The organism is Pseudomonas sp. B21-023 (genome assembly GCF_024749165.1).
In the GTDB taxonomy this organism is placed as follows: domain Bacteria; phylum Pseudomonadota; class Gammaproteobacteria; order Pseudomonadales; family Pseudomonadaceae; genus Aquipseudomonas.
Genome location: NZ_CP087190.1, coordinates 58780 through 73058, shown reverse-complemented (window position 1 = coordinate 73058; position 14279 = coordinate 58780). Strand labels below are relative to the sequence as shown.

Below are 14279 nucleotides of genomic sequence, written 5' to 3'. Positions count from 1 at the left end.
TTCGCAGGTTTCGAGTCTGAGAAGACTTGTTTTCGAGCGTGCGCACCTGGGTGTAGACTTGCTCGCTTTTTGCGCAAATAGAGAGTCGCAGGAATGAAGCCGTTCGCCTCACGTTATCTGCTTGTTGCCGCGTTTTCCCTGTTCCTGGCTGCCTGCTCAAGCAAGCCGGCCGAGCAGCCGGTGGCGCCTGCCCAGCCCGATGCCTGGCACCAGCTCGAGCAAAGCATCGCCAGCAACGAGCTGGCCACCGCCGAGGATCAACTGGCCGCCTTGCAGGCCCAGGCGCCGGATGACGACCGCCTCGAACCGCATCAGCGCCAGCTGGCCGAGGCCTACCTGCGCCGTAGCCAGATTGTCCTGCAGAAGGGCGATGTGAATGCCGCTGCCACGGCATTGGCCCGCGCTCGGGCGCTGATGCCGCAAGCACCGGCCCTGACCGGTGGCGATGCCGTGGCCCAGGCACGCAAGGCCGAACTGGAAAAGGCCGAAGCGGCGCTCAAGGCTGCCGCGTCCAAGCCCAAGGCCCGGGTGATCGACCCGACCGCACCGACCACCGTCGTGGCGCTGAAAACCACCGATAGCCGGGCGATGCGTCGCCAGTTGGACGATATCGCGGCGGACGTGGTGAGTTATCAGTGCGAGGTGGTGTTCCAGGTGCCGCGTACCGAGGATGCGCCTTGGCTCAAGACCCTGCTGGAGAAGCGAGTGCGCAAGCTCGACAGTGGCTTCGAGCTGAAGCAGAAGCATGAGATCCAGCGTTCATTGCCGGCGCAGGTGGTGTTGATCCCTCATCAGCAATAAACCTGTCAGGGCCTCATCGCCGGCAAGCCGGCTCCCACAGGGACCGCCTACAATCTGTGGGAGCCGGCTTGTCGTGGCGACGAACCGCGGCGATGGGCTGCAAAGCAGCCCCCGATTATGCAGGAACAGCTTCGGCAGCCGCCTCCCGCGCCCATACCCGGTGCCCCTCGACGGCCTTGAAGAAGGCCTCGAGCGCCTTCTGGTCATCGCCCAGCAACAGCCCCGCATCTTCCTCGAGTCCCAGCTTGTTCAGCAGCAGCTTGCCCTCACTGGCTACCCCCATGGGCTTGAGATGCTTGTAGGCCTCGAGCAGGAAGTGCTTGGCCACGCCGCTGTTTTCCAGCGCCTCCAGCGAAGCCTTGCCCGCCGGCACCCACACCCCGTCGAACATCACCGAGGGCATGCCCTCCATCGATGCATCCACCGTCAGCTGCTTGCCAGCGGCAGTCTTCACGGGTGCCGAAGTCGGCCCCAGCAGCATGGGACGCGCACTTTGCGCCTCCAGCGCCTTGACCACCTTGTCGACACTCGCGTCATCCACGCCATCAGCCACCAGGATGGCGATCTTGCGTCCACTGATGCCGATGTCCCCGGGGTGGTTCATCTGGCTCAAGGCCTTTGACTGTGCCGGCTTGCTGCCCTTGACCTTGACCGTGCCGGCCTTCGGCGCCGGCAGGCCGAGGTTGGCCGCCACCGCTGCCGCCAACTTGAGATCGATATTAGCCAGGATCTCGTTCACTTCTCGCGCGCGGATCGCCTCACGCTCGACCTTGCCCAGCTCGAAGCTGTAGGCCTTGATGATGTGCTGCTGCTCGGTGGGGCTCATGCTTTGGAAGAACAGGCGCGCCTGGGAGAAATGATCGCCGAACGACTCGCTGCGCTGGCGGATCTTGTTCGCGTCGATACGTTCCTGGTAACTCTCGAAACCGCCATCCTGCGGGGCGGGCGGCGTTTCCTTCGGCCACCCGCCATCGATCGAGTTGGGCTCGTAGGACGCCCGGCCCTTGTCGATGGTCATGCGGTGCATGGCATCGCGCTGGCTGCTGTGATTGGGCGCGACAGGGCGGTTTATCGGAATCTCGTGGAAGTTCGGCCCGCCCAGGCGGCTTATCTGGGTGTCGGTGTAGGAAAACAGCCTGCCCTGCAGCAACGGGTCATTGCTGAAGTCGATGCCCGGCACGATGTGCCCGGGGCAGAAGGCGATCTGCTCCACTTCGGCGAAGAAGTTGTCCGGGTTGCGGTCGAGCACCATCTTGCCCAGCGGCGTCACCGGCACCAGCTCCTCGGGGATGATCTTGGTCGGGTCGAGCAAGTCGAAGTCGAACTTGTGCTCGTCGGCCTCCGGCACGATCTGCACGCCCAGCTCCCATTCCGGATAATGCCCGGTCTCGATCGCTTCCCACAGGTCGCGGCGGTGATAGTCGGTGTCCTTGCCGGCAAGCTTCTGGGCTTCGTCCCACAGCACCGAGTGCACGCCCTGGCGCGGCTTCCAGTGGAACTTGACGAAGCTGGCCACGCCTTGGGCATTGATCAACCGGAAGGTGTGCACGCCAAAGCCTTCCATCATGCGCAGGCTGCGCGGAATGGCCCGGTCGGACATCGCCCACATGACCATGTGCGCGGATTCGGGCACCAGCGACACGAAGTCCCAGAAGGTGTCGTGGGCAGAGCCGCCGGTGGGCATCTCGTTGTGCGGTTCGGGTTTGACCGCGTGGACGAAGTCGGGAAACTTGATCGCGTCCTGGATGAAGAACACCGGCATGTTGTTGCCGACCAGATCGAAGTTGCCTTCATCGGTGTAGAACTTCACCGCAAAGCCGCGCACGTCGCGCACCGTGTCGCCCGAGCCACGTGGACCCTGCACGGTGGAAAAGCGCACGAACACCGGGGTGATTTTCTCGGGGTCTTGCAGGAAGCCGGCCTTGGTCAGCTCGGCATGGCAGCCGTAGCTCTGGAAGTAGCCATGGGCGCCGGTCCCGCGGGCATGGACGATACGCTCGGGGATGCGCTCATGGTCGAAGTGGGTGATCTTCTCGCGCATGATGAAGTCTTCGAGCAGCGAAGGCCCACGGGCGCCGGCCTTGAGGCTGTTCTGGTTGTCGGCGACCTTCACACCCTGGTTGGTGCGCAGCGCCTGGCCGCTGGCGTCGCTGCGAAACGCCTCCAGGCTCTGCAGTTTGGCGTTGGTGTTGGCCTTGTCCGGGGTGTCGGTGCCGGCGACAGGGCTGGGCTGTGGCGCCTGCGGGGTCTTGCTGGGCATCTTCGGCTCTCCTCATCAGTCTTCAGGCTGCCCGTTCGGGCTTGTTCAATTAGTGACTGGGCCGCCGTCGGATGCGTTCAATCGGATTGCCGACCGTCGCGTTATGCCGATTGGATTGGAGCGTGACGAAATAAATGCTAAGAACACGCAGGGGAAAAGGCTAAAATGCGCGCCCCGGCTAACCGCTGACCCAAATTCCATGCGCCCCACAAGGTTCGCTCAGTGATCGAGTTTCAAAATGTCCACAAGACCTACCGCGTCGCCGGTAGGGATATCCCGGCCCTGAACCCGACCAGCCTGACCATCGAAGATGGCCAGGTGTTCGGCCTGATCGGCCACTCCGGTGCCGGCAAGAGCACCATGCTGCGCCTGATCAACCGTCTCGAGGAGCCGTCCGGCGGCAAGATCGTGGTCGACGGTGAAGACGTCACCGCCTTCGACTCGAACCAGCTGCGGCGCTTCCGCCAGCAGGTCGGCATGATCTTCCAGCACTTCAACCTGCTGGCCTCCAAGACCGTCGCCGACAATGTCGCCCTGCCGCTGGTGCTGGCGGGCGAGCTGTCGCGTGGCGAGATCGACAAGCGCGTCACCGAGCTGCTGGCCCGTGTCGGCCTATCCGAGCACGCGAAGAAGTACCCGGCGCAACTGTCGGGTGGGCAGAAGCAGCGCGTCGGCATCGCCCGCGCCCTGTCCACCAACCCCAAGATCCTGCTGTGCGACGAAGCCACCAGCGCCCTCGACCCGCAGACCACCGCCTCGGTGCTGCAACTGCTGGCCGAGATCAACCGCGAGCTGAAGCTGACCATCGTGCTGATCACCCATGAGATGGACGTGATCCGCCGGGTCTGCGACCGCGTGGCGGTGATGGACGCCGGGCAGATCGTCGAGCAGGGCCCGGTGGCCGACGTGTTCCTGCACCCGCAGCACGCCACCACCAAGCGTTTCGTCCAGGAAGACGAGCAGGTCGACGAGAACGAGCAACGCGACGATTTCGCCCATGTGCCGGGGCGCATCGTGCGCCTGACCTTCCAGGGCTGCGCCACCTACGCGCCGCTGCTGGGCACCGTGGCCCGCGAAACCGGCGTGGACTACAGCATCCTTGCCGGGCGTATCGACCGCATCAAGGACATCCCCTATGGCCAGCTGACCCTTGCCCTGATCGGTGGAGACATGGAGGCGGCATTCGCCCGCTTCACTGCAGCTGACGTACATATGGAGGTACTGCGTTGATGGACATCCTCAGCTATTTCGCCAACGTCGACTGGGTCGAGATCTGGCAGGCGACCAACGACACCATGGTCATGCTGTTCATCTCACTGGCCTTCATCATCCTGCTGGGCCTGCCACTGGGCGTCGTGCTGTTCCTGTTCAGCCCACGGCAGATGTTCGAGCACAAGAAGGTCTACGCCGTGCTGGCGACCATCGTCAACATCGTGCGCTCGGTGCCGTTCATCATCCTGCTGATCGTGATGATCCCGATCACGGTGCTGATCACCGGCACATCGCTGGGCGTTGCCGGTGCCATCCCGCCGCTGGTGGTGGGAACCACACCGTTCTTCGCGCGACTGGTGGAAACCGCCCTGCGCGAGGTGGACCGCGGCATCATCGAGGCTACCCAGTCGATGGGCGCCACCACCCGCCAGATCATCTTCAAGGCCGTGCTGCCTGAAGCGATGCCGGGCATCATCGCCGCCATCACCGTGACCGCCATCACCTTGGTGTCCTACACCGCCATGGCCGGCGTGGTCGGGGCCGGTGGCCTGGGTGACCTGTCGATCCGCTTCGGCTACCAACGCTTCCAGACCGACGTGATGATCGTCACCGTGGTGCTGCTGGTCATCCTGGTCCAGGTACTGCAAATGATCGGCGACAAGCTGGTCGTGCATTTTTCCCGTAAGTAACCCCAATGGGGTCGGCCCGGCCGACCCGTTCGGGGGCCGTCGCGGCCCTCACAAGGAGTGATCAATGAAGAAGCTGCTTGCTGTTGTCGCCGCGGTCGCGGCCTTCTCGGCCCACGCCGAGACCCTGACGGTCGCCGCCACCCCGGTGCCGCACGCCGAGATCCTCAACTTCGTCAAGCCACAGCTGGCGAAGGAAGGCGTGGAACTGAAGGTCAAGGAGTTCACCGACTACATCCAGCCGAACGTGCAGGTGTCGGAAAAGCGCCTGGACGCCAACTTCTTCCAGCACCAGCCGTACCTGGATGAGTTCAACAAGGCCAAGGGTACTCACCTGGTAAGCGTCGCCGGCGTGCACATCGAGCCGCTGGGCGTGTACTCGGCCAAGGTCAAGAAGCTCGACGAACTACCTTCCGGCGCCGCCGTGGTCATTCCCAACGACGCCACCAACGGCGGCCGCGCCCTGCTGTTGCTGGACAAGGCCGGGGTGATCAAACTCAAGGACAACACCAACATCCTGTCGACCATCAAGGACATCGCCGAGAACCCGAAAAACCTGAAGTTCCGGGAACTGGAAGCCGCGACCATCCCGCGTGTGCTGACCCAGGTCGATGCCGCCCTGATCAACACCAACTACGCGCTGGAAGCCAAGCTCAACCCGGAAAAAGACGCCCTGGCCATCGAAGGCAAGGACTCTCCGTACGTGAACATCCTGGTGACCCGCGAGGACAACAAGGACGCGGACGCGGTGAAGAAGCTGGTACAGGCCCTGCACTCGCCTGAGGTGAAGCAGTTCATCACCGAGAAGTACAAGGGCGCTGTGGTTCCTGCGTTCTAAGCTGAAATTCCCAGGGCCGCTGTGCGGCCCATCGCGATACACCGCCGCTCCCACAGATTCGGTACCAGCTCAACCCTGGCGCTGCAACTGTGGGAGTGGGCTTGCCCCACGATGCATCTACAGCGTTTTGTCACCTGATAACTCAGCCTAGTTGTCTGTTCCACGACTCAACGCCACCAAAGCGTTCAGGTAATTGTTGTACGTCAAACCCTGGGCCGGATCTGCGAAAGAACCAGTGACACCGCCCAAAGCCTCTGAAGTTCTCCTGAGCTCAACCATAACTGTCTGCGCAAGGTCTGGATTCACTTCAGTGGGTATCGCCGTTGCCGCCGTGCGCCTCTGCTCCACTGCCGCCTTCATAGACGCTTTGATTGATTCACGATTGGGACCTGATGCCGAACTACTTGGTCCGCTTACGGTGTTTGGAGAGCTTGCCCCATGTAATGCGTTTTGTGGCTGTAGAGCGGTATTGGTGTCAGAGAGTGGTAACCGATCAAAGTGGGCCATCATTCCCTCCAGTACCTGGGGAGGTGACATCTCGCTTTCAGAAAACCGTCTTGCGGTGTTACTTGCTCCTGAGTGACGGCCGGGCGAAGAGGATCTGAGCATATGGCCAGTCGGGTCGCTGAAATTCACAGGATCGCCATTGCAGTACACATAACAATTGATGCCACCCTCCAAGAAAGGGCTCAGCGAGTCTGGTGAATGGAAGCGCATGAATGTCGTGCTGTACAAGCGGTACCCATTTCCGAGCAAGTAGCCTTGCAGCTCGGTGGCCCTCAACTGGCCCGTAAAGCCCAGGCATGATTGCAATACAGTTTCCCGCCCGTAGGGCGTGTAGGTGCCGACACGCCTACCATTCGTATCAATTTCGCAAAGCGGCGAAGCTTGCTGATTGGTGCTCAGCAGCATTGTCAGCGCCTGGGGGCGATGTGTACTGCCCTGCGCCAAAGAGCTGGTGTTGCAAACTCGGCTTTTGTCCGTAGATGGCATTTCGGGCACTCCGAACGAATGGTTCGGGCGCTAGCCTGTAAGGTATGAGGCATCCGTTCAACTGGTAGAATTACCAGGTCTGATTATCGCCTGCGTGCTACTTCGGAACTGCTGGGAACGCTCTGCGGCTCTTTCGCAGCAGGCCCAAGGATTGAATGCCAATCGCGGGGCAAGCCCGCTCCCACGCAGGTTATGCCCCTCGATTAATTTCAACCGTCAGTCGCGCTTCACAAGCCCCGGCAACTGTGCCACCAGCTTCTGGTTGTTGAACGGCGCTCGGATGAACCCGCGCTGACGCCCGTCCGGCCCGACCACCGCCAGGTTGCCGCTGTGATCCACGGTATACCCGGGCTTGCTGGTATCGGCCGGGATGAACGGGATGCTCAAGGCGTTGGCCAATTTCTGGGTATCCTCGATCGAGCCCGCCACCCCGACGAAATCCTTGTCGAAATAGCCCAGGTACTGCTTGAGCTGGTTCGGCGTGTCGCGGTTCGGGTCGACGCTCACCAGCACCACCTGCAGACGCTCCAGCGCCTCCTTGGGCAGTTCGCTCTTCACCTGGCGCAACTGGGCCAGGGTGGTCGGGCAGATGTCCGGGCAGTAGGTGTAGCCGAAGAACAGCAATGACCACTTGCCCTTGAGCTGGTCCAGCACCAGCGGCTGGCCGTTCTGGTCGGTCATGGTCACGTCCGGCACGGTACGGCTCTGCGGCAGCAGGATGATGCCGGCATCGATCAGCTCGGTGGGGTTCAACTGACCACGGTCGTTGAGCACCTTGTTGACGGTCAGGCCCATGATCAGCGCGACCAGGGCAACGAGGATGAAGACGGTTTTCTGGGTTCGGGTCATAGGTTCAGCAACAGGTAGTGGTCTACGAGCAACGCGATGAACAGGGCGAACAGGTAGCCGATAGAGTACTTGAACGTCTTGATCGCCGCGTGCGGCCGGGTGCCACGGTACAACACCCAGGCCCAGTGCAGGAAGCGCAGGCCCAGCAGCAAGGCACAGGCCAGGTACAGCGGGCCGCTCATGTGTATGGCATAGGGCAACAGGCTCACGGCCAGCAATATCAAGGTGTAGAGCAGGATATGCAGGGCCGTGTAATGCTCGCCATGGGTAACGGGTAGCATGGGAATATCAGCTTTTGCGTACTCCTCCTTGCGATGAATCGCAAGGGCCCAGAAGTGCGGCGGTGTCCAGGCGAAGATGATCAGCACCAGCAGCAGGGGCTCGGCGCCCAGGTGCCCGCTGACCGCTACCCAGCCCAACAATGGCGGCGCGGCCCCAGCCAGGCCGCCGATCACGATGTTCTGCGGCGTGGCCCGCTTGAGAAAGCCGGTGTAGAGCACCGCGTAACCCAGCAGCGAGGCCAGTGTGAGCCAGGCGGTGAGGGGGTTGGTGAAAGCCAGCAGCAAGGCCATACCTGCCACGGCCAACAACAAGGCGAACAACAGTGCCGCCAGAGGCGCCACCCGGCCTTGGGCCAACGGACGCTTGTGGGTACGGGCCATCAACGCATCGACTCGTCGGTCGACCACGTGATTGACCGCCGCCGCCGCCCCCGCGCACAAGGCGATCCCGAGGTTGCCGAACAGCAGGACGCTCCAGGCCACCCCCGCGCGGGTGGCGAGAAACATCCCCACCAGCGAGGTGATCAGCATGAGCACCACCACCTTCGGCTTGGTCAGTTCCAGATAGTCGCGCCATCCGGCGCGCTGGCGTTCCGTGCTCAGAACCGTCGCCACGAATCGTTCCTCATGTGATGAGTGAGTTGCGCCCCGGCCACCGGCGTCAGGCGCCAGCCATGCCCTACTCGGACCTTGTCGACCACGCGGATGCGGTAGTTCACCAGCACCATGGTCAGCAGCAGCAGCGCACCGCCAGCGTTGTGGGCAACGGCCACGCCCAGCGGCAGGTGGAACAATACGTTGCTGATGCCCAGGCCCAGCTGCAGCGTCAGCGCCAGCAATACCAGGCGCGCTAGGCCGCCCAGGCCATTGCGCTGCAACTTCCAGCTGAGCATCAGCAGTACCGCCAGCACCATCATCGCGCCGAGCCGGTGGCTGACATGGATCGCCGTGCGCGCATCGCTGTCCAGTTGCCCGCCCAGGTAATTGGGGCCGACGTGCTGGGTCAGGTGGAAGCCGTTGCTGAAGTCCGCCGCCGGCCACCACTGACCATGGCAGGTAGGCAGGTCGATACAGGCCACCGCCGCGTAGTTGGCGCTGACCCAACCCCCCAGGGCGATCTGGCCGATCACCACCAGCAGCGCCAGCGCCGCGATCCGCCGCAAGCTCAGCGGCAGTTTCGGCAAAGGCGCAAAAGCCCGGGATAGACGCAGGGATAGCAGGAAAAGCAGGCTCACCGTGGTGAACCCGCCAAGCAGGTGCGCGGTCACCACCTGGGGCCACAGTTTCAGTGTCACGGTCCACATGCCGAACGCCGCCTGGGCCAGCACCACCCCCAGCAGCAACACCGGCAGGCGGTAGGGCTGGCCGTCATGGGCATGCCGGCGTACAGCCTGGAAGGCAAGCAGTGCGATCACCAGTGCCAGGCTGCCGGCGAAATAGCGATGAACCATCTCTGCCCAGCCCTTGGCTTCCTCCACCGGGTGCTCAGGGAAGTGCAGTTCGGCATGGGCCAGTTGGGCATCGGTCTTGGGCACGCTGATGAAGCCGTAGCACCCCGGCCAGTCGGGGCAGCCAAGACCGGCATGAGTCAGGCGAGTGTAGGCGCCGAGCAACACGACCAGCAGCGCCAGCAGCGTGGCGAACACAGCAAGGCGGAATCCGGGTCTGGCCATGGCAGCCTCCTAGCCGATGTTGGACAGCTTGAGCAGGTGACGCAGGTCGTCCAGCACATGCTTGCCCTTGACCTTGGCGTCGTAGCGCAGCACCAGGTTGCCGTGAGGATCGACGATCCACAGTTGCGGGGCAGTGTCGCCGACCTTCTGGATATAGCGCTGGGCGTCCAGCGGATAGCGTTGCAACTGCGGGTATTCACGGCCCAGCAACGCCTGGTAGTCAGCGGCCAGCGGCTGGGCCGCCGCCAGGGCATGGCTGGCGCGGCTGGCATCGCGGCCCAGGCCGACCTGGATCTGTCGGGCCAGGTACACCAGTTGCCGGCAGTCCTCGACACAGGCGCCCGGGGAGCTGACCAGCAACTGCCAGCGCTCGTCCTGGGCATCGATGCCGATATCCGCCCGGCCCTCGCCATTACCAATCATCACACCGTGATAGCTGCGCCCCTCCGGTACCCAGAACTTGAGCTTGTACATGCTGGTGGCAAGGATCATCGGCCCGAGCACGACGAACAGGATCAACAGCAGTTGCAGGCGCCCGCGGGGCTTGCGGCGGTCAGGCACGTCCAGTGGACTCGTGGCGGCGGCCATGGCGGTTCTCCTTGTCGTTGTGATGCCAGCCGAAATACAGGTAAAGCAGTACCAACGCGCTCGCCAGGGCGAACCACTGCACGGCATAACCCTGGTGCTTTTCCGGGCCCATGGCGACCACCGGCCAGTCCAGGCGGTAGGCGGCCGGGCCGGGCCGCAGGCGTAGCTCCTGAGCAAAGCCTTCCCGGCCCAGTTGCTGCCAGAGCCCGGACGGATCGATCGCCGTCAGCAGTTGCGGCCACTGGCCGTCGGGGTTGTCCGGGTGCAGCTGGAACGTCTTGCCCGGCGGCACGTAGACCGTGGCGTCCAGCGCCAGCGCCTGGCTGGGCGTGTCGAAGCGCACCGGCACACGACGGTCGGGCCACGGCAGCCAGCCGCGATTGACCAGCAACCACAGGCCACTGGCCTGATCGTGGAAGGGCTGCAACAGCTCGACACCGGCCTTGCCGTCACGCATCTGGTTGTCCAGCAGCAGGCTGTGACCGGCATCGAACCGGCCATACAGGTGCACGGGGTAGAACGCCGGGTCCGGCAGCTGGCGCAACCGGTCAGCAGTGACTGGCGCCTCGATCTGGCGCTCGGTGTAGATGGCCAGCAGGTCACGCTTTTCGTCGGCGCGCCGCAGTTGCCAGCAGCCGAGCGCGATCAACCCCGGCAGCAGCGCAAGCACCACCAGGGTCGGTACCAGGCCTGGGCGAAACGGCTTCACCAGGGCCTCTTGAGGTCGAGCGCTATACTTGTATCCATCACCTCATCCCCCGGAGTTTCGCCATGCTCAAGGCCGCGATTGTCCTGATGCTGCTGGCCACCATCGCCAGCCTGTTCAGTGGCCTGGTGTTCCTGGTCAAGGACGATGACCATTCGACCCGCCTGCTCAAGGCCCTTACCGTACGCGTCGCCCTCGCCACCCTGACCATCGCCCTGGTGGCCTGGGGCCTGATCAGTGGGCAACTGGTGTCGCACGCACCTTTCTGAATTCACACCATCCCTGTAGGAGCGGCTTCAGCCGCGATCACCCGCGAAGCCGCACTACAGGACATACACAAATATGAACAGCCCCACCCACACCACATCGACGAAGTGCCAGTACCAGCTCGCCGCCTCGAAACCGAAGTGCTTGTCCGGTTCGAAGTGCCCGCGCAGCACCCGGCAGAACATCACGAACAGGATCAGCGTGCCCAAGGTCACGTGCGCGCCGTGGAACCCGGTAAGCATGAAGAACGTCGCGCCGTAGATGCCCGAGCCCAGGGTCAGCCCGAGTTTGTTGTAGGCCTCGTGGTACTCGTAGGCCTGCAGGGCGAGAAACGCCAGCCCCAGCAGGATCGTCAGCCCCAGCCACAGCGTCAGCGTGCCGCGGTGCCCCTTGCGCAGGGCGTGGTGGGCGATGGTCACGGTCACACTGGAGCTCACCAGCAGGATGGTATTGATCAGCGGCAGGTGCCACGGATCGATGACTTCCTTCGGTGGCGGGAACAGTTTCGGGTCCGGCGTATGCAGTAGCGGCCAGACGAACTCGAAGTTGGGCCAGAGCATGTGCGTCACGCCCTTGGCCCCATCGCCCCCCAGCCACGGCCCGGCCAGCACCCGCACATAGAACAGCGCGCCGAAGAAGGCCAGGAAGAACATCACCTCGGAAAAGATGAACCAGCTCATGCCCCAGCGGAACGAGCGGTCCATCTGCGCACTGTAGAGCCCGGCGTGGCTTTCCTTGACCACCGCGCCGAACCAGCCGAACAGCATGTAGGCCAGGAACAGCGCGCCAACGAAGAAAATCAGCGGCCCGTGGGACTCCGGGTGGCCGGCCTTGAGGTCGTTGAACCAGGTGCCGAGCCCGAACACGGTGATGAACATGCCGATCGTGGCAATGATCGGCCACTTGCTCTGCGCCGGTACGTAGTAATGCTCGTGGCTTGCCATGACGTATCTCCTTCCCTCAACGGGCGCCCTCGGTCGCGGCGTGGGCGACCGGGGGGTGGCGAGCGGTGATGTCGAACAGGGTGTAGGCCAGGGTCAGGTGTTTCACCGATTCCGGCAGGTCGCGGTCGACGATGAAGCGCACCGGCATCTCGATGCGCTCGCCCGGCTGCAGGACCTGCTGGGTGAAACAGAAGCACTCGGTCTTGTGGAAGTACGCCGCAGCCTCGGCGGGGGTGATGCTGGGGATGGCCTGGGCGCTCATGGGCTGGTTGGTCGGGTTGCGGGCCACGAAGATCATCTGGTTCACCGCCCCCGGGTTGACCTCGATCTGGTCGGCGGTGGAGTGGAACTCCCAGCTCATGTCACCGGCATTGGTCGACATGAACTGCACCCGCACCGAACGGGTCGGGTCGCTCACCTGGGTGCCCGCGTACTGCCCGCCGGTCTTGCCGTTGATGCCGAAGGCCTTGCACATCACGTCGTAGATCGGCACCAGGGCAAAGCCGAAGGCGAACATCACCACGGTCAGCATCAGCAGGCGGCTGACCAGGCGTTTGAGCGACAAGCCGTCCATGGGCAAGCTCCTACTTCACTTCCGGCGGCGTCTGGAAGGTGTGGTAAGGCGCAGGTGAAGGGATCGACCACTCCAGCCCCTCGGCGCCGTCCCAGGGTTTGGCCGGTGCCGGCGCGCCACCGCGAATGCACTTGATGACGATGAACAGGAAGAAGATCTGCGTGGCGCCGAACATGAAGGCGCCGATCGACGAGACCATGTTGAAGTCGGCGAACTGCAGGTTGTAGTCGGGGATGCGCCGGGGCATGCCGGCCAAGCCGACGAAGTGCATGGGGAAGAAGGCCAGGTTCATGCCGACGAACGACAGCCAGAAGTGCAGCTTGCCCAAGGTTTCGTCATACATGTGCCCGGTCCATTTCGGCAGCCAGTAATAGGCCGAGGCAAAGATGCCGAAGATCGCCCCGGGCACCAGCACGTAGTGGAAGTGGGCAACCACGAAGTAGGTGTCGTGGTACTGGAAGTCCGCAGGCGCGATGGCCAGCATCAGCCCGGAGAAGCCGCCGATGGTGAACAGGATGACGAAGGCGATGGCGAACAGCATCGGCGTCTCGAAGGTCAGCGAGCCTTCCCACATGGTGCTGACCCAGTTGAACACCTTCACCCCGGTGGGCACGGCGATCAGCATGGTGGCGTACATGAAGAACAGTTCACCCACCACCGGGATGCCGACCACGAACATGTGGTGGGCCCAGACGATGAACGACAGGAAGGCGATCGCCCCGGTGGCGTAGACCATCGAGGTATAGCCGAACAGCGGCTTGCGCGAGAACGCCGGGATGATCGAGCTGACCGCGCCGAAGGCCGGCAGGATCATGATGTACACCTCGGGGTGCCCGAAGAACCAGAACACATGCTGGAACAACACCGGGTCACCGCCGCCGGCCGCGCTGAAGAAGCTGGTGCCGAAATGGATATCCATCAGCATCATGGTCACCACGCCGGCCAGCACCGGCATCACCGCGATCAGCAGGAACGCGGTGATCAGCCAGGTCCAGACGAACAGCGGCATTTTCATCAGGGTCATGCCGGGGGCGCGCAGGTTGAGGATGGTGGCAATCACGTTGATCGCGCCCATGATCGAGCTGATGCCCATCAGGTGGATGGCGAAGATGAAGAAGGTCACGCTGGCCGGGGCGTAGGTGGTCGACAGCGGGGCATAGAAGGTCCAGCCGAAGTTCGGCCCGCCACCGGGGCTGAACAGGGTCGAGACCAGCAGCAGGAACGCCGCCGGCAGCAGCCAGAAGCTGAAGTTGTTCATCCGCGGCAGGGCCATGTCTGGCGCGCCGATCATCAGCGGGATCATCCAGTTGGCCAGGCCGACGAAGGCCGGCATCACCGCGCCGAACACCATGATCAGCCCGTGCATGGTGGTCATCTGGTTGAAGAACGCCGGCTCCACGATCTGCAAGCCGGGCTGGAAAAGCTCGGCGCGGATCACCATGGCGAACGAGCCGCCGAGCAGGAACATGGTGAAGGCGAACCACAGGTACATCGTGCCGATGTCCTTGTGGTTGGTGGTCAGCACCCAGCGCATCAGGCCCTTGGCCGGGCCGTGGGCGTGTTCATGACCGTGGGCGTGGTCGTCGATCACTGCACTCATGTCCTGT

Annotated in this window: 15 protein-coding genes; 5 read left to right on the top strand and 10 right to left on the bottom strand. The window is 63.3% G+C overall.

Translation table 11 applies throughout. From position 1 onward, the window contains the following. Positions 1–93 precede the first annotated feature (93 nt). Positions 94–801, top strand: a complete 708-nt coding sequence (locus tag LOY42_RS00355) for a PA5502 family lipoprotein (protein ID WP_258599663.1) — start codon at positions 94–96, stop codon at positions 799–801. A gap of 115 nt (positions 802–916) precedes the next feature. Here LOY42_RS00355 and katE read toward each other — a convergent pair whose 3' ends face one another. Continuing rightward, positions 917–3061, bottom strand: a complete 2145-nt coding sequence (gene katE / locus LOY42_RS00350) for a catalase HPII (RefSeq protein ID WP_258599662.1) — start codon at positions 3059–3061, stop codon at positions 917–919. Positions 3062–3283: 222 nt separating this feature from the next. On the opposite strand from katE, the gene LOY42_RS00345 reads away from it, so the two are divergent. From LOY42_RS00345 to LOY42_RS00335, 3 genes are all read left to right on the top strand, one after another. After that, positions 3284–4291: a methionine ABC transporter ATP-binding protein gene (locus tag LOY42_RS00345; RefSeq protein WP_110696963.1), complete on the top strand. Its 1008-nt coding sequence runs from the start codon at positions 3284–3286 to the stop codon at positions 4289–4291. Further along, complete coding sequence (locus LOY42_RS00340; protein ID WP_023632566.1) at positions 4291–4962, top strand: methionine ABC transporter permease; 672 nt, start codon at positions 4291–4293, stop codon at positions 4960–4962. The genes LOY42_RS00345 and LOY42_RS00340 overlap by 1 nt, the downstream gene beginning before the upstream one ends. Before the next feature lie 64 nt (positions 4963–5026). Then, on the top strand, positions 5027–5797 hold the full coding sequence (locus LOY42_RS00335) for a MetQ/NlpA family ABC transporter substrate-binding protein (protein WP_046853610.1): 771 nt from the start codon (positions 5027–5029) through the stop codon (positions 5795–5797). Positions 5798–5944: 147 nt separating this feature from the next. Here the strand turns inward: LOY42_RS00335 and LOY42_RS00330 are convergent, their stop codons facing one another. From LOY42_RS00330 to LOY42_RS00305, 6 genes are all read right to left on the bottom strand, one after another. Beyond that, on the bottom strand, positions 5945–6709 hold the full coding sequence (locus LOY42_RS00330) for an RHS repeat-associated core domain-containing protein (protein ID WP_232967908.1): 765 nt from the start codon (positions 6707–6709) through the stop codon (positions 5945–5947). 297 nt (positions 6710–7006) lie between these two features. After that, entirely contained in the window at positions 7007–7639 is a 633-nt protein-coding gene (locus LOY42_RS00325; RefSeq protein ID WP_028688687.1) for an SCO family protein, read from the bottom strand. Beyond that, positions 7636–8535 (bottom strand): heme o synthase, encoded by a 900-nt coding sequence (gene cyoE / locus LOY42_RS00320; protein ID WP_139674622.1) that lies wholly within the window; start codon positions 8533–8535, stop codon positions 7636–7638. The genes LOY42_RS00325 and cyoE overlap by 4 nt, the downstream gene beginning before the upstream one ends. Then, the gene (locus LOY42_RS00315) at positions 8520–9593 is read right to left on the bottom strand and encodes a heme A synthase (protein ID WP_198754066.1); all 1074 of its coding nucleotides are present in this window, start codon (positions 9591–9593) and stop codon (positions 8520–8522) included. Before LOY42_RS00315 ends, cyoE begins: the two co-directional genes overlap by 16 nt. Before the next feature lie 9 nt (positions 9594–9602). Further along, on the bottom strand, positions 9603–10181 hold the full coding sequence (locus LOY42_RS00310; protein WP_102683003.1) for a hypothetical protein: 579 nt from the start codon (positions 10179–10181) through the stop codon (positions 9603–9605). Further along, positions 10147–10890 carry an SURF1 family protein gene (locus LOY42_RS00305; protein ID WP_102683002.1) on the bottom strand — a complete coding sequence of 248 codons (744 nt, stop codon included), beginning with the start codon at positions 10888–10890 and terminating at the stop codon, positions 10147–10149. The genes LOY42_RS00310 and LOY42_RS00305 overlap by 35 nt, the downstream gene beginning before the upstream one ends. A gap of 62 nt (positions 10891–10952) precedes the next feature. Here LOY42_RS00305 and LOY42_RS00300 point away from each other — a divergent pair, with 62 nt between their 5' ends. Beyond that, the gene (locus LOY42_RS00300) at positions 10953–11156 is read left to right on the top strand and encodes a twin transmembrane helix small protein (protein WP_196145152.1); all 204 of its coding nucleotides are present in this window, start codon (positions 10953–10955) and stop codon (positions 11154–11156) included. 54 nt (positions 11157–11210) lie between these two features. On the opposite strand, the gene LOY42_RS00295 is transcribed toward LOY42_RS00300, so the two are convergent. From LOY42_RS00295 to ctaD, 3 genes are read right to left on the bottom strand one after another with little or no spacing between them, the layout of a single operon-like run. Continuing rightward, positions 11211–12098, bottom strand: coding sequence for a cytochrome c oxidase subunit 3 (locus tag LOY42_RS00295; protein ID WP_258599661.1), 888 nt, complete (start codon positions 12096–12098; stop codon positions 11211–11213). A 16-nt stretch (positions 12099–12114) separates the two neighbouring features. After that, positions 12115–12672: a cytochrome c oxidase assembly protein gene (locus LOY42_RS00290; RefSeq protein WP_038707108.1), complete on the bottom strand. Its 558-nt coding sequence runs from the start codon at positions 12670–12672 to the stop codon at positions 12115–12117. A gap of 10 nt (positions 12673–12682) precedes the next feature. Continuing rightward, complete coding sequence (ctaD, locus tag LOY42_RS00285) at positions 12683–14272, bottom strand: cytochrome c oxidase subunit I (RefSeq protein ID WP_023628965.1); 1590 nt, start codon at positions 14270–14272, stop codon at positions 12683–12685. Positions 14273–14279: the final 7 nt, after the last annotated feature.

Bases quoted from the DNA above. Each gene is read 5' to 3' on its own strand.
- LOY42_RS00355 (WP_258599663.1), top strand. From the start codon at position 94: ATGAAGCCGTTCGCCTCACGTTATCTGCTTGTTGCCGCGTTTTCCCTG.
- katE (WP_258599662.1), bottom strand. From the start codon at position 3,061: ATGCCCAGCAAGACCCCGCAGGCGCCACAGCCCAGCCCTGTCGCCGGC.
- LOY42_RS00340 (WP_023632566.1), top strand. From the start codon at position 4,291: ATGGACATCCTCAGCTATTTCGCCAACGTCGACTGGGTCGAGATCTGG.
- LOY42_RS00335 (WP_046853610.1), top strand. From the start codon at position 5,027: ATGAAGAAGCTGCTTGCTGTTGTCGCCGCGGTCGCGGCCTTCTCGGCC.
- LOY42_RS00330 (WP_232967908.1), bottom strand. From the start codon at position 6,709: ATGCTGCTGAGCACCAATCAGCAAGCTTCGCCGCTTTGCGAAATTGAT.
- LOY42_RS00325 (WP_028688687.1), bottom strand. From the start codon at position 7,639: ATGACCCGAACCCAGAAAACCGTCTTCATCCTCGTTGCCCTGGTCGCG.
- LOY42_RS00315 (WP_198754066.1), bottom strand. From the start codon at position 9,593: ATGGCCAGACCCGGATTCCGCCTTGCTGTGTTCGCCACGCTGCTGGCG.
- LOY42_RS00310 (WP_102683003.1), bottom strand. From the start codon at position 10,181: ATGGCCGCCGCCACGAGTCCACTGGACGTGCCTGACCGCCGCAAGCCC.
- LOY42_RS00300 (WP_196145152.1), top strand. From the start codon at position 10,953: ATGCTCAAGGCCGCGATTGTCCTGATGCTGCTGGCCACCATCGCCAGC.
- LOY42_RS00295 (WP_258599661.1), bottom strand. From the start codon at position 12,098: ATGGCAAGCCACGAGCATTACTACGTACCGGCGCAGAGCAAGTGGCCG.
- LOY42_RS00290 (WP_038707108.1), bottom strand. From the start codon at position 12,672: ATGGACGGCTTGTCGCTCAAACGCCTGGTCAGCCGCCTGCTGATGCTG.
- ctaD (WP_023628965.1), bottom strand. From the start codon at position 14,272: ATGAGTGCAGTGATCGACGACCACGCCCACGGTCATGAACACGCCCAC.